Source organism: Pseudoduganella sp. GW821-FHT05F09 (assembly GCF_059419605.1).
Genome location: NZ_JBWKSD010000001.1, coordinates 95,981 through 116,746, shown reverse-complemented (window position 1 = coordinate 116,746; position 20,766 = coordinate 95,981). Strand labels below are relative to the sequence as shown.

At 66.0% G+C, this 20,766-nt stretch carries 16 protein-coding genes; 7 read left to right on the top strand and 9 right to left on the bottom strand.

Annotated elements, in window-relative coordinates; translation table 11 throughout:
* Window positions 1–254: 254 nt before the first annotated feature.
* The 7 genes from AC07S4_RS00405 to AC07S4_RS00375 form a co-directional block, all read right to left on the bottom strand.
* Window positions 255–629: a YajD family HNH nuclease gene (locus AC07S4_RS00405; RefSeq protein WP_332852239.1), complete on the bottom strand. Its 375-nt coding sequence runs from the start codon at window positions 627–629 to the stop codon at window positions 255–257.
* A 120-nt stretch (window positions 630–749) separates the two neighbouring features.
* Entirely contained in the window at window positions 750–1,991 is a 1,242-nt protein-coding gene (locus AC07S4_RS00400) for a hypothetical protein (protein ID WP_494984713.1), read from the bottom strand.
* Window positions 1,992–2,111: 120 nt separating this feature from the next.
* Window positions 2,112–2,783, bottom strand: coding sequence for a hypothetical protein (locus AC07S4_RS00395; RefSeq protein ID WP_494984712.1), 672 nt, complete (start codon window positions 2,781–2,783; stop codon window positions 2,112–2,114).
* Window positions 2,770–3,618 (bottom strand): alpha/beta hydrolase, encoded by an 849-nt coding sequence (locus tag AC07S4_RS00390; RefSeq protein ID WP_494984711.1) that lies wholly within the window; start codon window positions 3,616–3,618, stop codon window positions 2,770–2,772. The genes AC07S4_RS00395 and AC07S4_RS00390 overlap by 14 nt, the downstream gene beginning before the upstream one ends.
* Before the next feature lie 41 nt (window positions 3,619–3,659).
* Entirely contained in the window at window positions 3,660–6,116 is a 2,457-nt protein-coding gene (locus AC07S4_RS00385; protein ID WP_494984710.1) for a glycoside hydrolase family 95 protein, read from the bottom strand.
* A 10-nt stretch (window positions 6,117–6,126) separates the two neighbouring features.
* A complete protein-coding gene (locus AC07S4_RS00380) occupies window positions 6,127–6,858 on the bottom strand; it encodes a ThuA domain-containing protein (protein WP_494984709.1) in 732 nt (243 codons plus the stop codon).
* Between the two features lie 59 nt (window positions 6,859–6,917).
* Window positions 6,918–7,886, bottom strand: coding sequence for an AEC family transporter (locus AC07S4_RS00375; RefSeq protein ID WP_494984708.1), 969 nt, complete (start codon window positions 7,884–7,886; stop codon window positions 6,918–6,920).
* Between the two features lie 89 nt (window positions 7,887–7,975).
* Between AC07S4_RS00375 and AC07S4_RS00370 the strand changes: the two genes are divergently transcribed.
* The 7 genes from AC07S4_RS00370 to AC07S4_RS00340 all read left to right on the top strand — a co-directional run bounded on the left by AC07S4_RS00370 (window position 7,976) and on the right by AC07S4_RS00340 (window position 16,790).
* Window positions 7,976–8,878, top strand: coding sequence for a cupin-like domain-containing protein (locus AC07S4_RS00370; protein ID WP_494984707.1), 903 nt, complete (start codon window positions 7,976–7,978; stop codon window positions 8,876–8,878).
* 96 nt (window positions 8,879–8,974) lie between these two features.
* Window positions 8,975–9,505 (top strand): hypothetical protein, encoded by a 531-nt coding sequence (locus AC07S4_RS00365; protein ID WP_494984706.1) that lies wholly within the window; start codon window positions 8,975–8,977, stop codon window positions 9,503–9,505.
* A 99-nt stretch (window positions 9,506–9,604) separates the two neighbouring features.
* On the top strand, window positions 9,605–11,839 hold the full coding sequence (locus tag AC07S4_RS00360; RefSeq protein ID WP_494984705.1) for a rhamnogalacturonan lyase family protein: 2,235 nt from the start codon (window positions 9,605–9,607) through the stop codon (window positions 11,837–11,839).
* Window positions 11,840–11,851: 12 nt separating this feature from the next.
* Window positions 11,852–12,373: a hypothetical protein gene (locus AC07S4_RS00355; protein WP_494984704.1), complete on the top strand. Its 522-nt coding sequence runs from the start codon at window positions 11,852–11,854 to the stop codon at window positions 12,371–12,373.
* 97 nt (window positions 12,374–12,470) lie between these two features.
* Entirely contained in the window at window positions 12,471–13,109 is a 639-nt protein-coding gene (locus AC07S4_RS00350; RefSeq protein ID WP_494984703.1) for a hypothetical protein, read from the top strand.
* 57 nt (window positions 13,110–13,166) lie between these two features.
* Complete coding sequence (locus AC07S4_RS00345) at window positions 13,167–14,198, top strand: glycoside hydrolase family 53 protein (protein ID WP_494984702.1); 1,032 nt, start codon at window positions 13,167–13,169, stop codon at window positions 14,196–14,198.
* Between the two features lie 120 nt (window positions 14,199–14,318).
* Window positions 14,319–16,790 carry a polysaccharide lyase 8 family protein gene (locus AC07S4_RS00340; RefSeq protein WP_494984701.1) on the top strand — a complete coding sequence of 824 codons (2,472 nt, stop codon included), beginning with the start codon at window positions 14,319–14,321 and terminating at the stop codon, window positions 16,788–16,790.
* Here the strand turns inward: AC07S4_RS00340 and AC07S4_RS00335 are convergent.
* Both AC07S4_RS00335 and AC07S4_RS00330 read right to left on the bottom strand, forming a co-directional pair.
* On the bottom strand, window positions 16,775–18,415 hold the full coding sequence (locus AC07S4_RS00335) for a right-handed parallel beta-helix repeat-containing protein (protein WP_494984700.1): 1,641 nt from the start codon (window positions 18,413–18,415) through the stop codon (window positions 16,775–16,777). The genes AC07S4_RS00340 and AC07S4_RS00335 overlap by 16 nt on opposite strands.
* Before the next feature lie 48 nt (window positions 18,416–18,463).
* The gene (locus AC07S4_RS00330; protein ID WP_494984699.1) at window positions 18,464–20,683 is read right to left on the bottom strand and encodes a glycoside hydrolase family 88 protein; all 2,220 of its coding nucleotides are present in this window, start codon (window positions 20,681–20,683) and stop codon (window positions 18,464–18,466) included.
* Window positions 20,684–20,766 lie beyond the last annotated feature (83 nt).

Sequence of the window (20,766 nt, the reverse complement as noted above, 5' to 3'; positions counted from 1 at the left end):
ACTCGCTAGCGCGACTGAGCCCCACCAGCGCAGGTTGACTACTACCCTTTCTCCTTGGTAGAGACTTAGCGCCTGAAGCACCCCAAGTACGCTGTAGCAAGCAAATACCGCAAAGACAAACCCCGCAATGACGAACCACTTCTTCTGGGCTGAATGTTTCACTCTGAGGCGCTTTCATTCTCTATTCGTTGGTACCGCTCAAGGACCACTCTTGACCGATTGTTCCTATTCACAGCATCGACACCACTCTAATTTCACTCCTTCTTTTTCATCAGCCCCGCCAATGAGGCAAATGGATTGTGCGTTGCCGGCGCGACCTCGGCCGATTTCAGACTGAGTCCCCGGTCGGCCTCTAGATAACGCGAGTGTTCGTTGTCGTGGCAGTAAAGGCACAGCAATTCCCAGTTGCTGCCATCAGGCGGGTTATTGTCGTGATTGTGGTCACGATGGTGCACTGTAAGTTGCGACACATTGGTATGCGTGAATTCTCGCATGCAGCGTCCACACACCCACGGATACATTTTCAGCGAGCGCTCGCGATAGCCCAGCTCGCGCTGGTCGGCCGCGCGTCGTGCATCGGCCACAATTTTGTCCAGACGCGCGGCGTCCGGCTTTTTTCCAACGGTCATGCTTATTCCCTTCCCTTGCTGTTACATATTGGCCAGCATCGCCCACTGTCGGCGGGCTCTGCCACTGGCTCCAAAGCGGTCGCTGCGGTTTCCCTATTTATGACAATGTCCCCCCACCCTCTACGGCGCCACAAGCTGCGCCGAAGCGCTGCCTTCGGGGATAATCAGGGCGAAGTCGTAGCCGTTAATCAAATTGAACAATTCAATGTCGCCCGCTGCCAGTTTACGCGAGTCTGGCCGCAGTGGCCGCAGATCAAATAGCGACCAGCTGCCGTCGGTGGCGCTGGCACCGGCCAGCAGTTTGAAGGCAGAGCTGTCAAGTTCGATCGGTGCCGGCTGATGTGGCTTGCCCGCTCCCGCGAATCTTAGTTGCGTCCCCTTCGCCGCCAGCACAATCAGGTGCAGCGAGGTACGGCCCTGGCCTTCGGCGCGTTCAGCCAGAAAGTTGCCGATGTCACGATTATTGAGTGGATTAATACCCTTGTAGGCGTGATTGGCACCGACCTTGATCAGCAGCTTTTGCTCTTGCACGCCGAGCCGGGTGGCCAAGGTCCCCTTTAACAGCGTCAACCGCATACGGTTGGAGAGGTCGCGGTCGCCGCGCACTTTCGAGGCGCTCTTCTGATAAATGGCACGGCTCTCCAGCAGTGCATCCAGCAGGCCTCGCGCGGTTTGCTCTTTGGGGCCGGTCAATAGCGGGCGCAGCGAAGCCAGTTCCTCGGTGGAGGCCGACAGCATCAGGTACTCCAAGGGATTGCCTGTGGCTGCCGCCTTTTGAGACGCGAGAGCTTCCATTTGACGCAAGGCTTCCAGCTTCGCGCGGGCAGCCGGATTAATCGGCTGGGCCAGCATCAAGGTGATCAGGTATTTGGCCGTCCCCACGAATTCCTGATCGATGCCCCAGTGCGCGAAGCGCTGTCCTGCGGCCACTGCAAAGCTGGCGAGCATCTCTGCTTCCTGGCGCATGGTGTAGAAAGCGATGGAGTCCGGATAGCTGGCGTCGAATCTGGCGATCGCAGCAACCGGGTCTTTGCCCTTAAGTATCCCTTCGAGCGCGCCCGTCACGACTGGACCAGTTTCCGTTACCAATGTCGTGAAGCCTGCGGGCGTCAAGGCATTGAAGTAGGCCGACGAGAACTGGGCGATCTCGGCGACACCGTGATCCTCGCCCAGGAGCACGTACTGCACCTGACGCGAAGCCTGCAGCAGCGGTGCCGCGCCGGGTCCCGATAGCGTGCCTTTGTCCAGCGTGATGGCGAGCCGGTCGGCTTTGAGTTTGTCGAGGATAGCGGTATCGGCGACGGCTGTATCGGCGAAGCCGAGCGTCAGAGTGGCGGCAAGGAAGGCGAGGCGGACGAACATGGTTGTGTGGGCCGATCGGGACAGGGCAGTGAATGAATCGACAGTTTAATCTGTCGCAGGTAAGGTCGGCTTCTGGCCGGTGCAGTTGGGGCTAATCTCGCTTCGCTTATGGCACCGTAATCATGGGCTAACGCCTGGCTGACCGTGCTTCTCTGCCATAAACACCCGACTCATGCTTTGCTCAATCTCCTTCGCCAAGCCGTCGGGCCTACCTACGCTGAATTCATACCTCACGTCATCAACGTCCAGCAACCAAATACCCCAGGCTACATCGGTCACATCAATTGACGGTAACAGCTCCTTGCTCGCCCAGATACCATTGACCAGTTGCGTAAGCGAGGAGACTTCCTCAGGCGCCAATGGCCGAGTTACTTGCTCTCGGATGCTTTGCTGGCTGGTGGAACGATCCAATCGGGCGGAAACCTGGGTCGCCACGGCGCGCTGTAGGTCTATCACGTACCACGTTGAGCCATTGCCGAAAAAACTACCAAACGAAAGAACAAGTCCTCGCTGCGGTAGGGCGATGGGAATGCTTGGCATTGTGCAGGGCCGGCACAAGCGCAATTTAGTGGGCGCATATGCCGGCGTGACGGCCTGTGCAGGTAAGGCGGCAAGCGTTCCGTTCGATAGAACGAACGCAACGGGTATGGCAAGTTGGCGCAAGTGCATGGTGATATTTTTTGCCGTTTGCAAAACTAGGTTGTCTGCATTCAGGATAACATTTTGCAAAACAACCAAAATACACCTTTTGTAACAGCAACCGGCCGCAAGCAAGCTGTTATGGCGTGTCACGTCGGAGATTGCGTGCCAAAAAGACCCCGATACGGCGCTCGTAGTCGGCCGGGGAAAATGCATGCAGGTCAACGTGCCCGGCTCCCGCCACCACCCACAACTCCTTGGGTTCGGCGGCAACCTGGAACAGGCGCTGCGTTTCCGGCAGCGTGGTCTGCTGGTCGGCGCTTCCCGCCGCAATCAACAAGGATGCTTTCAAGTTGCCGATATGATCTATCGGCCGCAGTTGCTCCCGGTTGATGCCCAGCCGTAGCGGCAATTGCATGAGCAGCAGTTCGGACAAGGGGCCGCCGGCAGCGCCGAAGCGCATTTTCAAGCGGTCCGCGACCGCCTCCTCGATCGTCGGGTACATCGATTCCAGCACCACGGCATCCAATGGGCCGCAGTCCCGGCAAAGCACCAGCGAGGCGGCGCCAAGCGATACGCCGATCACGCCTATGCGCTGCCCGGCATTCCGCCGCCGCAGTTCGGCCAGCGCCACACGCACACCTTCGGCCTCCGTCAACCCAAAGGTGACCGCGGTCGCCGTGCTGGCGCCCTGGCCAGGCAGGTCGATGAGCAGGATAGCGTAGCCTTGCTCGTGCAGAAAACGCGCGCGCTGCACCATCTGCCGCCTGTCGGCGCGGATGCCGTGCAGCAGCAGGATGGCGCCGCGTCCCTGCCCTGCAAGGTAGGACGCGGCGACGACCTGCCCCGGCCCCGCATGCAGCGTTATCGCCTCCGCGTTCATGGCCGGCAATGCCACCGCCTTGGGCTTTACAGCGATCAGCATTGAACCCAGCATCCAAAGCGCGGCTGCGCACGCCAGAATTGCCAGCGTGATGAGGCAGATCACCGGGTGGCGCCGCAGATGCTGCGCCGCCGCGTAACAACGCATCACCCGAACACCTGCCGGTAGCGCCCCTTGGCGTCCAGCGCGACGGTCCGCAATTCTCCGCCATGGCGCAACACGGCCTTGGCGCCAGGCTGGCCACGGATGGCAAGCTGCGTCAGCCGTCCGGCGCGCCATTCGATATCCAATTCCATGCCGCCGCGCACGCGGACGCCGTTCAGCTTGCCGTCCGGCCAGGCTTTCGGCAGCGCTGGCAACAGGCGGATTTCGCCGCCCCAGGACTGCACCAGCATCTCCAATATGCCCGCCGTGCCGCCGAAGTTGCCGTCGATCTGGAACGGCGGGTGCGCGTCGAACATGTTCGGATAAGTGCGGGATGGTCCCAGCAAACCCAGCAGGATTGCATGCGCGCGCTCGCCCTCTCCCATGCGCGCCCACAGCGCCAACCGCCACGCGGTGGCCCAGCCGGTGGACTTGTCGCCGCGCGTATTGAGCGTGGCCTTGGCGGCGGCCACCAGCTCCGGCGTGTCGCGCACATTGATCTGCTCGCTGGGGTAGACACCGTACAGGTGCGACACGTGCCGATGCTGTTGCTCGGGCGCCTTGCCGTCCCAGTCATCCAGCCACTCCTGCAACTGGCCCTGCGCGCCGATGCGGTCCGCCGGCAGGCGCCCGCGCGCCGCTGCCAAGGCGGCGGCAAATTCCCCGTCCGCCTCCTTGAGCTGGCTGTGCGCGGCCAGCGTCCAGGCAAACAGGTCGCGCACAATCTGGCGGTCCATGGCGGGACCGGCGCAGATCGCCACGCCCGGCCGGTGCGCGTTCTCCGGCGACATGGACGGCGAAGTCACCAGGCCGCGCCCCTTGCCGTCCTCCACCAGCGTGTCGATGAAGAACAGCGCCGCACCCTTGAGCAGCGGATAGATGCGGCGCAGGTAGGCCTGGTCGGGCTGGTACTCGTAATGATCCCACAAGGTCTTGCACAGCCAGGCGCCGCCGCAGGGCCACATGCCCCACTTGGGGCCGTCGATGGGCGCGGCGGCGCGCCACAGGTCGGTGTTGTGATGCACCACCCAGCCGCGCGCGCCGTAGCCTTTGCGCGCAGCGGCGGCGCCGGTGACGGCCAGGTCTTCTATCATGCGCAGCACCGGTTCCACGCACTCGCCGAGGTTGGCCGCTTCCGCCGGCCAGTAGTTCATCTGCGTGTTGATGTTGACGGTGTACTTGGAACCCCACGGCGGATTGGTGCCTTCGTTCCAGATGCCTTGCAGGTTCGCCGGCTGGCTCCCTGCGCGCGAGGACGACAGCAGCAGATAGCGCGCGTACTGCACGTAAAGGGCGGCCAGGCCGGGATCGGCCCCGCTCTCGGCGGCGGCAATGCGTTCGTCGGTTGAACGCGGCGGCGGCACACTGTCCGCAGGTCCGCCCAGCCGGATGGACATGCGCCCGTACAGCGCATGATGCGCCTTCATGTGCGCCGCCTTGAGCCGGGCGTATGGCTGCAAGGCTGCGGCGCCGGTCTGCTTGCGCACCGCCGCCACCGGGTCGCCGCTCACGTCCGCATAGCTCACGTAGCTGGTGCCCGCGCCCACCAGCAGCGTCATCTCCCGCGCGCCGCGCACTTGCAGCCGGTCGCCTGCCACGGCGATCTTGCCGTCCCCTACCGCCTGGATGCGCACGGCATAGCGCAGCGCGGCCGCGATGCCAGCCGACGGCTGGTTGCGTCCCTGCACCAGCAGCGCGCCCGGCCCGTCCGCCGTAATCGACAGCGACGCCGGGCGCTTGTCCTCGTTCAGCGATTCCGTGTACTGGCTGGCGACGGCGTCGGCGGAGCGCAGCAAGCCGTATTTCACATCCGACGGGTGGCGGTAGCCCAGGTCGAAATTCAGTTGCCCGCCGCCGCTCGCCGTCAGCCGTATCACCAGCACCTGGTCGGGGGCGCTGGCAAACACTTCACGCACATGAACAGCCTTGCCGATACCGATGCGCGTGGTGGCGATGGCGGTGGCCAGATCCAGCGAGCGGTCGTAGGTAGCGCTATCTTCGAGGCCGATGAAATCCAGCAGCAGATCGCCTGCGGCGCCGTAAGGCATCTGTTTCATCGGGATGCCGAACATGCCGGAGCCGGCCAGGTCCGACGCTTCCTGGAAGCGCTCCTGCTCTATCAGCGCGCGCACTTTCGGCAAGGCTTCCAGCGAGGCGGGATTATTGGGGTCGTAGGGGCCGCCTGCGTACAGCGTGTCTTCATTGAGCTGGATGCGCTCTTGGGCGACGCGGCCAAACACCATGGCGCCGAGGCGGCCATTCCCGACCGGCAGCGCTTCGACCCAGGGCGCGGCGGGCTTGTCGTACCACAAGCTCAGGCTTTCCCGGACGCCATGAATCTGCGCCACCACTTTCGCCTGCGCCAGCGCGGGAAAGGCCGCAGCCAACCCCGCCGAGACCATGAACGTCCTGCGCTTGCGGTTGAGGCCCGTCGCTGCCTTGCCTGCTTTCTTGTCCAATCGCTTCCCCTTAATCCGCTTTGAATGTGTTGCCGGTAGCCGCCCAGTAGATGCCGCCGTACAGGTGGTGGCGGAAAACCGGATCGCCATAGCTAGCCGGCAGATGGCCCAGGGCCGTGTAGAAGGAGCGGCCGCCGTCGTAGCGCTGATACCAGCTGATGGGGTGGAACGTTCCCATGCCCTTGACCGGCTTGTAGGTGGACTCGTCCACCGTTAGCAGGTAGTGCAGCTGGTCCGACATGGCGGGCTTGAAGGCATACCATTCCTCGGTCACCAGGCTGCGCGGGGCGTAGCGGTCCATGCCGGGGAAGTTGCGGTCTTCAACCTTGAGCACGGCGCTCTGGTTGGCGGGGTGGTACTGGAACATATGGCCCACCAGTTTGGTGTACCACGGCCAGCCGTGTTCGGTGTCCGCCGCGCTGTGCACACCGACGTAGCCGCCGCCCGCCTTGATGTAGTTTTCGAACGCCGCCTTCTGCGGCGGGTCCAGGATGTCGCCGCTGGTCAGCAGGAAGACCACGGCCTGGTATTTGGACAGTTCCTCTTGCTTGAAGACGCGCTTGGGGTCCTCGGTCCAGAACACGGAAAAGTCATGCAGCTTGCCGAGTTCCTGGATGGCCGCCACACCCGCCGGTATCGAATCATGATGCCAGCCGCCGGTCTTGGAGAACACCAGCACATTGAATTGCCCGGCTTGCGCACAGCAGCACAGGGACAGAAGGAAGGCGAATAGCGTTTTCATCGGAGCCTGGCTGAGTGGTCGAGTCCCGCAACGTAATTCAGGATGATTTATTTGTCAACCTACGTAATCCGGCCCATCAGCCAAAGCAGAGCGCTAAGCGTGGCGAAGGAGCCCACGGTGGCCAGCACCAGCGCGGCGGCGGCGCGTTCGGTAAAGCCGTAGGGCAGCGCCAGCAGCGGGTAGATGCTCATCATCGGCATGGCGGCCATCAGCACTGCCGCGTTGCGCAGCTCGGGTTCCAGCGGCGCCAGGCCGAACAACGGCAAGGCCGCCAGGGCCAGCGCCACCATCAGCGGATGCAGCAGCAGCTTGCCCGCCGCGATGGGCGCCACCTTCACGCTCACGCCGCGCAGCGGCAGGCCCGCCAGCGTGCCGCCGATCACAAACACCGACAGCGCGCCGCTGGCCTGGGCGAACATGGTGACGCTGCGGCCCAGCGGCGCAGGCAGCTGCAGTTCCAGCAAGGACACGGCCAGCCCCGCCAGCAGCGCGATAATCAGCGGATTGCGCGCCAGCTGCTTGAGCGTGGCCTTGAACGCCGCCGCGCCGCCGCCCGCGCCTTCGCCGCCGGCCTTGCGCGCGCTGCTCTCCAGCAGTACCAGCAGCAGCGGCAGCAGCACCACGTTTTCCACCACCACGTTCAGCGCCAGCGCCGTGGTGGCCACGCCCGGCAGCGCCAGCAGCAGGATGGGGTAGCCGATGAAGGCGCTGTTCGAGCTGCACATGCCCATGGCGTGCAGCAGCGCCTGCTGGTGGCTCAGCCCGAAAGCCTTCCTCGCCAGCGCATAGGCGCCGCCCAGCATCGCCAGGCCGCCGGCGGTGTAGGCCAGCAGATAGCCGGGAACGATGATGTCGGCGATATGGCGCTGGGCGATGGCGTTGAACACCAGCGCAGGCAGCGCCAGCTTGAGAACGAATTTGCCAAACGCGAGCAGCTCGGCCTTGCCGAATACCCCGGCGCGCGTGGTGGCGTAGCCGAGGCAAATAATGATGTAGATGGGACTGACGATGGCGAGGATGGCTAGCATGCGGAGCGGACGGCATTGGGCAACCCAGCATTATAATTGCAGTCCCGCTGCGCACGCTCCCACGCTGCGCCCACAACAGATAGTCAGCAATGTCAAAACTAAAACAGCTCCCGCCCCTGGAGGCGTCCCGCGCCGTGCCGCCGGAAGGCGCCGCCGCCAAAAAACTGGCGCGCGAACAGAAGGACGCGCAAGTGCGCGGCGTGACGTCCATCCAGGCGATGCGCGACGCGATCCGCCAGGCCGCGCGCAGCCTGCCGCACATTACCGAAGTGCCGCGCCTGGGCGTGCTCAGCGCGGCCCAGTTCCGCGCCCGCGCCGCGCAAGGCCTGCCCTTCCTGATGACCGGCCTGGTGGGCAAATGGCCGCTGTGCGCCCTCACCCCGTCCGCCTTGCGCGAACGCTACAGCCACCTGCCGGTGCGCGCGCGGGTGGGCGACTACATCAGCACCGCCTTCGCGCCCGACCGCGCCATGCAGGACATGTCCATGTTGGAGTACCTGGAGCTGGCCGCCGACGGCAGCCACGCGCTGCCGCCCTACCTAGGCAACCTGGAGCTGCGCGAGCTCAACAGCCTGTGCCACTGGCCGGCCTACTTCAGCAAAATGGGGCCGCCGCGCTTCTGGATAGGCCCGGCCGGCACCCGCACGCCGCTGCATTGCGACTACGACGACAACATCTTCGCCCAGATCTGGGGCAGCAAGCGCATCTTCCTGGCGCCGCCCCACCACGACGAATTCCTCTATCCCAGCGAGGCCAACGCCATCCTGTTCGGCTCGCCCTTCGACCCGGAGGCGCCGGATTTCGAGGCCTTCCCGCTGGCGCGCCAGGCCACCATGATAGAGCTGCTGGTCCAGCCCGGCGACATGCTGTACGTGCCGGCCGGCTGGTACCACCAGGTGAGCGCGCTGACGTTTTCGCTGTCCTCCAACCGCTGGGCGCGCGGCGTGCCGTTCGCGCTGCACGGCGACGCGTCCCTGCTGCGCCCGGCCTAGGTATCTCAAAATCACATAGCTCAACCGAGAAAAGGCATTCCTCGCCCGCCCCGCACCAGTGGATGATATGCGGCACACATCCGCAACGGGGCGATCGTGAAATGTACACCTGAACTAGCCGGCTGGCTGTGCCAGTCGCGGACCGGCGCGTCGCTGCACGCGCGCCTGGCCGCGTCCAGCCACAGCGACGCCTGCCCGCTGTGCGGCGACCCGCTCTCCTCCACCAACGACGACCTGCCCTGCCTGCACTGGCTGGCCAACCCCTACAGCAAGCCGGCGCGCATGGCCGCCGTGTTCGCCAACTATGCGGTGGCCGACGTGGTGCGCTATATGCTCGTGTGGACCATGTCCTCCACCCGGCGCGACCCGGCGCGCCACCTGCACTGCACCCTCCACGATGGCAGCGTGGACATCCTGATCGGCTTCCGCAACCGCAGCTGGCGCTTCCTGCTCGACGCCGCCGGCGGCGCCGGTTTCGAGTACGCCAGCGCCCGCACCGGCTTCGCCTTCCGCCTTCCCCTCAGCCTGCAGCACGGCGACGCTGCTGCGCTGCAGCAGCTGGCCGTACTGGCCGCGCTGGCCCCGATAAGCTGTACAGAAATACAACAGCATTGCTCGACTGTTTGAGCATTACGGCCTGCGGCCGGTGCGCGTAGACATTTTGCAAACTCCTTCCGTTACCTTCACGTTGCGGTAACCATAAAAATTTATAGGGAGACACGCATCATGCTACGAAAAGCCACCACCTCTGCTGTCCTGCTCGCCTTGCTGTCCATCGCCGGCGGCGCCAGCGCCGTCATCACCAGTCCCGGCAAGCAGATAGAAAACCTGAACCGCGGCGCGGTCGCCATCAAATCCCCGGCCGGCGTGTTCATCAGCTGGCGCCAGCTCGCCACCGACGCCGCCGGCACCACCTTCAACGTCTACAAGGGCGGCAGCAAGCTGAACGCCTCGCCGCTCAACGCGCTCAACTACACCGACGCGGCCGGCACCGAAGCGAGCAGCTACTCGGTGCGCGCCGTGGTCAACGGCGTGGAGCAAAACGGCTACGAAGCGGGCGCCACCTGGGCCAATCTGTACAAATCGCTGCCGGTGCAGGCGCCGCCGGCCGGCGTCACGCCCACCGGCCAGGCCTACACCTACGAGATCAACGACGGCTCGGCCGCCGACCTGGACGGCGACGGTACCTACGAAATCATCATCAAGTGGCAGCCCACCAACGCGCAGGACAATTCCCTGTCCGGCTACACCGGCAACACCTACCTGGACGCCTACAAGCTCGACGGCACCCGCCTGTGGCGCATCGACCTGGGCAAGAACATCCGCGCCGGCGCCCACTACACCACTTTCCTGGCCTATGACTTCGACGGCGACGGCCAGGCCGAGGTCATGGCCAAGACCGCCGACGGCACCGTCGACGGCCAGGGCGTGGTGATCGGCTCGGCCACCGCCGACCACCGCAACAGCGCCGGCTACATCCTCACCGGCCCCGAGTTCCTGACCGTGTTCAACGGCCTGACCGGCGCCGCCATGAAGACCGTGAACTACCTGCCCGCGCGCGGCACCGTGTCCGCCTGGGGCGACAACTACGGCAACCGGGTCGACCGCTTCCTGGGCGGCGTGGCCAACCTGGACGGCAACCGCCCCAGCGCCATCTTCTCGCGCGGCTACTACACGCGCGCCGTGATCGCCGCCTGGGACTGGCGCGACGGCGCGCTGACCAGCCGCTGGGTGTTCGACACCGACATCGCCGGCGCAGCGGCGCGCGGCCAGGGTGCGCACTGGTTCGCCACCGGCGACGTGGACGGCGACGGCAAGGACGACATCGTCTACGGCGCGGCCACCATCGACAGCTACGGCCAGCTCAAATACGCCACCGGCCTGGGCCACGGCGACGCCCTGCACTTCGGCAAGCTCGACCCGAACCGTCCCGGCCAGCAGGTCTACATGGTGCACGAGACGCCGGCCGTCTACGGCGCCACCGGCGCCGGCATGCACGACGCGGCCACCGGCGCCTTGATCTGGGGCGTGAGCGGCTCCAACGCCGACGTGGGACGCGGCGTGTGCTTCGACATCGACCCCAACTACGAAGGCGAAGAATGCTGGGCCACGCGCGGCGGCTTCCGCACCGCCACCGGCGCCCTGATCAACGCCACCGCGCCCACCGCCTACGTTAACTTCGCGGCCTGGTGGGACGGCGACCTGCTGCGCGAGCCGATGGGCAGCACCTCGATCGACAAGTTCGACCCCGTCACCCGCACCGGCACCAAGATCATCGACGCCGCCCTCAACGGCGCCGCCTCCAACAACGGCACCAAGGCCACCCCGGTGCTGACGGCCGACCTGTTCGGCGACTGGCGTGAAGAAGTCATCTGGCGCAACGCGGCCAACACCGAACTGCAGATCTACAGCACCACCATCCCGACCGCCACCCGCATCACCACCCTGATGCACAACCCGCAGTACCGCACCCAGGTGGCGGGCCAGAACGCCGGCTACAACCAGCCGCCGCACCCGAGCTTCTACCTGGGCGCCGGCGCCACCTCCTTCCCGCAGGACCCGGTGCACATTCCGTTCGACGGCACCGGCACCATCCAGGCCGAAACGGCCATCGTGGACGGCGGCACGGCAGCCAAGACCGACCGCGCGGGCTACCGCGGCACGGCCTTCCTGACCTTCCCCACCAGCGGCGGCAGCGCGGAATTCGGGCGCATCAACGGCGGCGCGGGCGGCAGCAAGACCATCACCATCCGCTACGCCAACGGCAACCCCACCCCGCGCACCGGCGTGCTGAAAGTGAACGGCGTCTCGCAGCCGGTCACCTTCAAGATCACCGGCAGCTGGACCACCTGGACCACCATGACGGCCACGGTCAACCTCGCCGCCGGCAGCATCAACACGCTGCGCTTCGAGTCCACCGGCCAAAGCCTGGCCAATATCGACGAACTGCTGGTACCTTAATCCGGAGATGAAATGAAAAAGCTTTACATGATGTTTGCCCTGGCCATCAGCCTGTTCTCGCAATCGGCGCTGGCCGCCCATATCGGCTGGTACCAGCTGGACGCCACCTGGCGCGACGGCCAGTTCAGCGGCCAGTTCTACTACGACAGCAGCTCGCCCTACGGCATCACGCAAATCACCGGCACGCTGGTGGACCTGGCCCAGACCACCACCATCAACAAGGTCTGGAACCTGGACAATGCGCAGCCCGAATCGTGGCTGTTCATGGCCAACACCAACCCGGCGGTGCTGGGCGAGCAGGACGCCGGCTTCTACCTGACGCTGGTGGACCTGGGCGCCACGCTGGCGCTTGACACCTCGGTCAGCAACGGCCTGTTCGACTGGAGCAACGACACCTTCTACAACCCCGCCCAGCTGGACGACTCGCCGCTGCAGTCCTACGCCATCAACTCCATCCCGCTGCCCGGCACGGCGCTGCTGATGGGACTGGGCCTGCTGGCGATGCGTACTCCGCGCCGGCGCAAGCAGCAGTAAGCGAGACCGGGAGCGTGGCGGCGCCAGGGCCGGAAGGCGCCGCCACAAGTGTTATTATTTAATAACTATCTTGTCCAACCTCCCAAGGAAATGAAGCATGCGATTCTACTTCCTCCATAACGACAAAATGCTGACCACGCCCGCCTCGCAAGGGGGCTGCGGAGTCACCGAACAGGAGATCCGCGAGATCACCGTGTGGCAGAACAATATGGATTACAAATTCGAACTGCATCTGGAAAACCACGGCCCCTACGTCTACATCTTCCCGGACGGGCGCAAGCCCGGCCAAAAGAATATGCCGCGCTACAGTTTCGGCGGCGGCCGCGTCAGCACCTTCGACAGCGACGACTCGCTCACCGCCGGCATCCGCGCCGACGTGCGGGCGGTGGTCGATGGCAACCTGGCGCTGTTCGCGCGGATACATGAGCGCTTCTACGGCCAGGGCGGCGTGGCCAAGAAAATGGCGGACCGGGACGACGGCCCCAAGCACGCCTACTTCGTCTGCAACAACCCCGTCTGCAGCGGCAGGGGCCGGCCGGTGACAGTGGAATTTTCCAGCGCAGCGGCCATGCGGCGCGAAATCAAAGTGTCGCACTCCCGCAATTTCAACACCGCCGAATACCCCGTCATCCGCTGTCCCAAAACAACCTGCGGCTGGAGCATGGACCTGGTGGAGAAACTGGACGCACCCGATATCGGGGCGCCCAGCAAGGACACCATCCAGTTCGGCGCCTAGTCCCACTTCCTGTAGATGGCCTTTAGCCCGCCGTGGAAACACAGGAGAACCATACACATGCAGTTGAAAAACATCCTCGCGCTGGCTTGCGTAGCCTTCGCCTTGTCGGGCTGCGCAGCGGCGCCGGCCACGGGCGGCGCCTTCGTCAAAGGAGCCGACATCGGCTGGCTGCAGCAAATGGAAGCCACCGGCTACACCTTCCGCAACAGGAACGGCGTGGAGGAAGACTGCTTCAAAATCCTGAAAGACCACGGCATCAACACCGTGCGCCTGCGCACCTGGGTCAACCCGTCGGACAGCAAAACCAGCGGCCACAATAGCAAGGACGAAACCGTCGCCATGGCGGTGCGGGCGCAGAAGTGGGGCATGCGGGTAATGATCAATTTCCACTACAGCGACTCCTGGGCCGATCCCGCCAAGCAGAAAAAACCCGCCGCCTGGGAAGGCCACGACTTCCCGCGCCTGCTGCAAGACGTGTACAGCTACACCCACGGCGTGATGAGCGCGCTCAAGCAAGCCGGCGTCACGCCGGAATGGGTACAGGTCGGCAACGAAACGCCGGGCGGCATGATCTACCCGGAAGGCAGCACCGCCAACTGGCCGCAGCTGGCGCAGCTGATCAACCAGGGCTACGACGCCGTCAAGTCCGTCAGTCCGTCCTCCAAGGTGATACTGCACCTGGACCAGGGCAACAACAGCGCGCGCTTCCGGGGCTGGTTCGACCAGGCCAGGGCGCACGGCGCGCGCTACGACGTGATCGGCCTGTCCTACTACCCCTACTGGCTGCCCGGCAAGCCGGACTACACCCTATCCATCGGCGACCTGGGCGCCAACCTGAACGACATGGCGGCGCGCTACGGCAAGGAAGTCATGGTGGTCGAAGTCGGCGGCGAAGACACGCAACCGCAAAACACCTACGACATGCTGGTGGCCGTGCAGCGCAAGGTCAAAGCCGTCCCCGAAGGCAAAGGGCTGGGCATGATCTACTGGGAACCGCAAGGCGCCCGCAGCTGGAGCAAATACGCCCTCAGCGCCTGGGGCGGCGACGGCCGCCCCACCAAAGCCATGGACGCCTTCCTCGCCGACTAATCCCCGGGGTCAGTTCTGTCATCGCGTCATCATGACGCGATGACAGAACTGACCCCGCTGGTGGAATGCCTAGGTTAACGTTATCATGTCCTCGGATTGTTAATCTTGAGGAGAGCATAGATGCTGCATCGCTTACCACCGTTCCGCCCGGCCTGGCGGCGCAGCCTGCTGCTGGCCGCTGTGCTGCAGGCTTGCCAGGCGCTGGCGCCGGCCCTGGCCGATGACTTCGACGATATGCGCGCCAAGTGGCTGCTGCGCGCGGCCGGCGGCGCGGCGGCGGACACCGCCGACAAGGAAATCGCCGCCCAGCTCAAGCTCGACGACGCCAACGCGCAACGCTATTGGTCGTCCATGCAGACCGCGCCCGGCCGCGCCGCGCTCTGGCCCGACCTGGCCTCCGCCACCGTCTCCGCCCACGTCACCAGCGCCTACCGCCGCCTGGCCGCCATGGCAGCCGTGTACGCCTCGCCCAACTCCGCCCTGCACGGCAATGCCGCGCTGGGCGCCGCCGTGGTGGACGGCCTGGACTGGATGAGCAAAAACCGCTACGCCGCCGGCCGCCATGCCTACAACAACTGGTGGGACTGGCAGATCGGCGCGCCCATGGCGCTCAACGAGGCCGTGATGGCCGTGCGCGGCCTGCTCGCGCCGGAGCAGCTGGAGCGCTGCCTTGCCGCCATCGATTTCCATGTGCCCGATCCGGCATGGCGCACCACGCCGGGCGGCGCCCTGTCGCGCACCGAGGAAACCGGCGCCAACCGCCTCGACAAGGCCTTCGTCGCCATCATGCGCGGCGTGAACGGCAAGCACGCCGCCAAGATCGCCCAGGGCCGCGACGCCATCAGCCAGGCCCTGCCCTACGTGACCAGCGGCGATGGCTTCTATGCCGACGGCTCCTTCGTCCAGCATGACCACGTGTCCTATATCGGCGGCTACGGCGTGGTCCTCATGGCCGATATCGCCGCGCTGTACTATGTGCTGAACGGCTCGCCCTGGCAGCTGCAAGACCCGAACGCCGGCCTGCCCTTCGACTGGTCCATGCAGGCCTACCGCCCCTTCATCTACGACGGCGCCATGATGGACATGCAGCGCGGCCGCTCCATTTCGCGCGAGTTCTATTCCGACCATGGCGTGGGCCGCACGGTCACGGGCACGATGGCGGAACTGGCCCAAGTGCTGCCGCCCGCCCAGGGCGCGCAGCTGAAGGCCGTGCTGAAAGGCTGGCTGCAGCGCGACCGCACTTTCGGCGCCTCCTATTTCACGCCGGTGGCGACGGCGGTGCCCGGCATCTACGCAGGCCTGCCGGTGTATCAAATGGGGCTGCTGAAGGCGCTGCAGCAGGACGCCGCCGTGGCGCCGCAGCCGGAAGCGGTGGAAACCCGCTACTACCCGGCCACCGACCGCGCCGTGCAGCGCCGCCCGGGCCACGCTTTCACGCTGGCGATGTTCTCGAAGCGCATCAGCTCCTTCGAGTCCGGCAACGGCGAGAACTTGCGCGGCTGGTGGACCGGCGTGGGCACGCATTTCCTCTACAACGCGGACCAGGCCCAGTACAGCGGCAGCTACTGGCCCACCGTCGATGCCTTGCGCATGCCCGGCACCACCACGGACCACAGCGGCAGCGGCGCGCCGGAGAAGTGGAAACTGTACGGCAACGACAAGGCCGCCGTGGGCGGCGCCGAGCTGGCGGGCAAGCATGCGGCCATCGGCATGGACTTCTCCACCAGGGCATGGAGCGACAGCGGCCTGCAGGGCAAGAAGGCCTGGTTCCTGTTCGGGGACCGGGTGGTGGCGGTGGGTTCCGCCATCTCCGCCATCTCCGCCACTTCAGCCGAACCTGTGGAAACCATCGTCGAGAACCGCAAGCTGAACGCGGCCGGCGACAATGCACTGACCGTCAACGGCGTGCGCCAGCCCGCAGCGGCCGGCTGGTCGCACGCGCTGCCGAACACAAAATGGGCGCACCTGGCGGGCAGCGTGCCCGGCTCGGACATCGGCTATGTGTTCCCGGACGCGCCCACCGTGCAGGGCCTGCGCGAGACGCGCACCGGCGCCTGGCGCGACATCAACGCCGAGGGCTCGGCGAAGCCGGTCAGCGCCAGCTATCTGAGCCTGGCGCTGCCGCACGGCGCGCGTCCAGCCGCAGGCGCCTACACCTTCATCCTGCTGCCCAACCGCAGCGCGGCCCAGGTGGCGGCGTTTGCGGCGGCCAATCCGGTGCGCGTGGCGGAGCGCTCAGCCAGCGCCACGGCGGTGACGGATAGCGCGCTGGGCCTGACCGGCCTGGTGTTCTGGGAGGACGCGGCCAAGACCGTGAAGGTGGCGGGCAAGCCCTACCTGGCCAGCGACCGCAAGGCGGCCGTGGTGGTGCAGCAGGAAGGCGGGCAGCTGCAGCTGGCCGTGGCCGATCCCACCCAGGAGAACACGGACGTGATCCACCTGGAGCTGCACCGCAGCGCGCGCGCCGTGCTGTCGCACGACCCGGCCATCACGGTGCAGCAACTGAGCCCCACCATCAAGATGACGGTGGCGGTGCAAGGCTCGGCAGGCAAGTCCTACCAGGCGCGCTTCGAGCTTCAGCGCGGGCGGTAGCCGCGCTGGCGGAACTGGGTGGCGGTGAACCATTGCTCGATGAGGGCCGGAACATCGGCCTGCGCCGCCGGCACCGCCGCGCCGCTTTCCGCGCCAGCGGGATAGCCGTGGAAGCTGTTACCGCTCCACGCGTACCGCGCGTGGCTGCCGGGCTGCCTGAAAGCGCGGTACAGCGCGCCGCTGCCGCTGGTGTCGACAAACTGGTTGCCGCGCAGTTCCAGCACGTCGGGGGTACCCTTGTGGTGGCTTTCCAGCAGCGGCGTGGCGCCGTCGGTCACAATCAGGTTGCCGCTGACGATGGCGTTGTCCAGCCCCGCCACCAGGATGGCGCGCCGCTTGTCGTTCACGCTCAGGTTGCGCTCCACCACCACGTCCTCCGCCATGGCCTGCTGGCCCAGTCCGTCCTTGCCGCAGGCGCAGAACAGCATCAGGCCGCCCGCGTTGCCGTGGCTGTAGTTGGCGTAGATGCGGGTGCCGCGCGTGCCCATGTCCGCATCGAAGGCCATGCCGTCGCCGGATTCAAACTCCGGCCGCAGGCGCACGCCGTGCACCTCGTTGTACTGGAACACGGCGCCGTCCGTGTTGATGGCCCACGCGCCCGCGCTGTTGCCGGGCGCCCGCATCCAGATGTCGTACAGCAGATTGGCTTCCACCAGCGGCGCAACGGCCGTGCGCACCACGATGCCGTCGCCGCCGATGTCGTGGATCTTATTGTTGCGTAACACCAGCCGCGTGGACGGGTAAAACTCGCTTGCGGCCTGCGCGGCGGTCTCCTGCAGATAGCCGGGGTTGTTTTTGTAGGGCGGAAAGTCGCCGCAGGGCGCGCCGCGCGGACGGCACATCCACGCCGAGCGGTTGGACAGGCCTATGCCGTCCACATGGTAGATCTCGCTGTTTTCAACCAGCACGTCGTCGAAGTTGGTCTTTTTCTGGCGCACGCCCCAGCGCTCGCTGTCGCGCGTGACTTCGAACAGCATGCCGCCGGTGGCTTTGTAGGCCAGCGCGCGGCCCGGCTCGTCCTTCGTGTAGCCGCGCACATGGTGGACCAGCACGTCGTTGACGCGGTAATGGTGGCCGGTGCCGAAGTCCTCCAGCTGCACCAGCAGACCAAGGCGCCCCGCCTCTTCCATCCCGTCGTTGCTCAGTTCCAGCCCGTTGATTTCCCAGTGTTCGAGATTGAACAGGTGCAGCGCGGCGCGGTTGAACTGGCCGTCGCCTGCGGTGCACAGCGTATGGTAGGGACTCACGCCCTCGGGCTGCTTGCTGGCTTCGGTCAGCGCCTGCTGCGGATCGCGCCGCGACGAAACGCAGCCAGCCGCGATCGCGGGACGCGGCAGCGCGGCGTCGCCATAGCTATCCACGACGACGGGTGCGCCGGGTGCGCCCGAACTGCCCGCCATGGGCCGGAAACTGCCCTGGCAGGTGGCGCCGCGCTTGAACAGGATGCGCGTGCCGGGCTGGAAGCGGATGGCGTTCAGCTGCGCCAGGCTGTTCAGCGGCTGCTGCAGGCTGCCTGCGCCCGCAGCGGCAGCCGAACAATCGATGTGCACCACGGGCGGCGTCTCCGCGGCCTGCGCCTGCGCGCCCCACGCCGCCAGCATCATTGCAAGTGTCGCAAACTTCATTTGTGATCCCCTTATGGAGCCCCGCCGGATGGCGGGGCAATATTATCGTTATTTGCCGCTTTCCACGCTGACGGCAAGCGGTTCCGCCACGCGCTGCGCGGCTTCCTTCACGTAGCGTTCCCACGCTTCCGGCGTGGGGAAGTCGGCGTTCTTGCTCCAGCCGGCGCCCAGGTAGTAGACGAAGGGTTTGCCCGGCTGCGCCTTGCCCACGGCCAGATACTGTCCGTCGTGCGGGGTATGGCGGCCGTCCAGCAGCACCGCGCAGGCCGCGTTGCCGTCCGCGCCGTGCGCCGGTTCCCAGTAGCTCATCCAGCCGCTGCCCTGGCTGTAGCGGCCTTCCCCTTCGCGCTGCGCGATGCCCACGCCGATTTCCAGCGGTCCTTTGGCGTTGAAGCGGCTTTCCACGCGGCTGAAATTCGTGCCCGCGTCGATGGAGACGCGGCGCAGCTCGGACACCTGGCGTCCGCCCGCGTCCCACTGCTCATAAGTCAGTTCGAAGACGGCGCGCAGCGGACCGTCCGCCAGCACCTTCCACTTGCTGAAGTTGGACGACGCGGGATACAGCCGGCCGCCGTCGAACACGGCCAGTCCGCCGCAGCCAAGCGCCTTGCCCACTTTGTAGAAGTCCATGCCCTCGCCCTTGTCCGTGTGGTAGTCGCCGCTGGCGTACCATTTGTCCAGCACCAGCGCGCGGGTGCGCTTGGACCACACGTCCACGCCGGCGCTGACCAGCATCTCCTTCGGGTCGCGCATGATGGCCGGGCCATAGACGCGGTGCGCCGTGCGGTCGTTCTCCCACGCGAAATCGTCCAGCCGCTCCGGCACGAAGCGGGCGTGGGCCTTGGCGTCCACCGGCGGCACGGCGGGCAACGCGGCGCGCGGCAGCACGTGATAGCGGCGCGTTTCGCCCGGCGCCAGCGTGGCCTGGAACAGCACGTTCTTCTCCAGGCGCTGGCTGGGCACGATGCGCGACGTGGCCGCGTCCAGCACCGCAATCTCACCCGTTTCACCCGTCTCACCCGCCGCCAGCGGCGCCTCCACCGACTCATCCGCCCGGTGCAGGCCGCCGCCGTTGCGCACGACGACCACCTTGGACGGCGCGCTGTCCAGCAGCCGCATGCGGTAGATCTCGCTGCCCGCCATCAGGAAGGCGCCCACGCCGTAGACGTCGGTGGAGTTGGGGTCGTAGGATTTCGGGTCCGCGCCTATGGGCTGCACGTGGGTCAGCTTGCCGTCCGCGTTGACGTTGGCCACCAGCGCGTCCCACGCCTTGATCGCTGCGGGGCCGAAGCGCGCGCGGTCCAGCAAGCCCTGGTTCACGCCGTAGGCCAGCGCGTAGGTGTACAAGCCGGTGCCGCTGCTTTCCTGCAAAGGGTAGCTGGCCGGGTCGAGCAGGCTGGCGCGCCAGGTGCCGTCGCTCTGCTGCAGCGTGAGCAGCTTGGCGGCCATCTCGCTGAACTGCTGCACGAAGCGCGGACGGGACGGATGGTTGGCGGGCAGGTATTGCAGCATGCGCACCAGGCCGCCCATCACCCAGCCGTTTCCGCGCCCCCAGAACACCTTGCGGCCATTGGCTTCGCGCTTGCTGAAGTAGCGGCTGTCGCGGTAGTACAGGTGCTCCTCCTTATCGTACAGATAGTCCGACGTGAGCCACCAGTTCTTCACCGCGAAGTCGAGGTAGCGCTGGTCGCCCGTGGCCGCGTACAGGCGCGCCCACGCGGGAGGCCCCATGAACAGCGCGTCGCACCACGCCCAGCGGTGCAGCACGCCCGGCGTTTCCCAATACAGGCTGCCGTCGCGCGGGTTGTCGAGCATGTAGTCGAACTGGGCGCGCATGGGCGCGATCATCCTGGGCTCGCGCGTCTGCAAATACAGCTCGGCGTAGGTTTGGCCAAGCACGTAGTCGTCCGCGTGGTACATGCTCGGTCCCAGCTTCCAGCGGTTGCGCTCGCCCATAGCCAGCATGGCGTCCCGGTAGCGGCGCTCGCCGGAAATGCCCGCCAGCGCCATCATGCCCGCGTCGCCCACCGCCTGCGTCCAGTCGTCCTCGGGATAGGTGCTGGGATGGGCCAGTTGCCAGTCCGCCGCCCGCTGCATCACGTTCAGCACGGCGGCCGGGCTGGCCGCCGTGGCTGGATCGGCTGCGCCGCGCACGGCCGCTGCCGCTTCGGCGCGCGGCGCGGCCAGGGGCGCCGCCGCCAGCAAGGCCAGGCACAGGGCGGCGTACAGCGTGCGCTGCCGGGGAACGGGGGATGCGGTTTGCGTCATGAATGCTCCTTGTTTTGTATGGACGGGAAATGCGGTGTGTTAACGTTACCTAAGCCTTTCGGCAAATGCAATTCAATTCGTAG

What these genes read in the sequence shown, in the direction of transcription:
- AC07S4_RS00405 (WP_332852239.1), bottom strand. Translation starts at nt 629, where the DNA reads ATGACCGTTGGAAAAAAGCCGGACGCCGCGCGTCTGGACAAAATTGTG.
- AC07S4_RS00400 (WP_494984713.1), bottom strand. Translation starts at nt 1,991, where the DNA reads ATGTTCGTCCGCCTCGCCTTCCTTGCCGCCACTCTGACGCTCGGCTTC.
- AC07S4_RS00380 (WP_494984709.1), bottom strand. Translation starts at nt 6,858, where the DNA reads ATGAAAACGCTATTCGCCTTCCTTCTGTCCCTGTGCTGCTGTGCGCAA.
- AC07S4_RS00375 (WP_494984708.1), bottom strand. Translation starts at nt 7,886, where the DNA reads ATGCTAGCCATCCTCGCCATCGTCAGTCCCATCTACATCATTATTTGC.
- AC07S4_RS00370 (WP_494984707.1), top strand. Translation starts at nt 7,976, where the DNA reads ATGTCAAAACTAAAACAGCTCCCGCCCCTGGAGGCGTCCCGCGCCGTG.
- AC07S4_RS00360 (WP_494984705.1), top strand. Translation starts at nt 9,605, where the DNA reads ATGCTACGAAAAGCCACCACCTCTGCTGTCCTGCTCGCCTTGCTGTCC.
- AC07S4_RS00355 (WP_494984704.1), top strand. Translation starts at nt 11,852, where the DNA reads ATGAAAAAGCTTTACATGATGTTTGCCCTGGCCATCAGCCTGTTCTCG.
- AC07S4_RS00350 (WP_494984703.1), top strand. Translation starts at nt 12,471, where the DNA reads ATGCGATTCTACTTCCTCCATAACGACAAAATGCTGACCACGCCCGCC.
- AC07S4_RS00345 (WP_494984702.1), top strand. Translation starts at nt 13,167, where the DNA reads ATGCAGTTGAAAAACATCCTCGCGCTGGCTTGCGTAGCCTTCGCCTTG.
- AC07S4_RS00340 (WP_494984701.1), top strand. Translation starts at nt 14,319, where the DNA reads ATGCTGCATCGCTTACCACCGTTCCGCCCGGCCTGGCGGCGCAGCCTG.
- AC07S4_RS00335 (WP_494984700.1), bottom strand. Translation starts at nt 18,415, where the DNA reads ATGAAGTTTGCGACACTTGCAATGATGCTGGCGGCGTGGGGCGCGCAG.
- AC07S4_RS00330 (WP_494984699.1), bottom strand. Translation starts at nt 20,683, where the DNA reads ATGACGCAAACCGCATCCCCCGTTCCCCGGCAGCGCACGCTGTACGCC.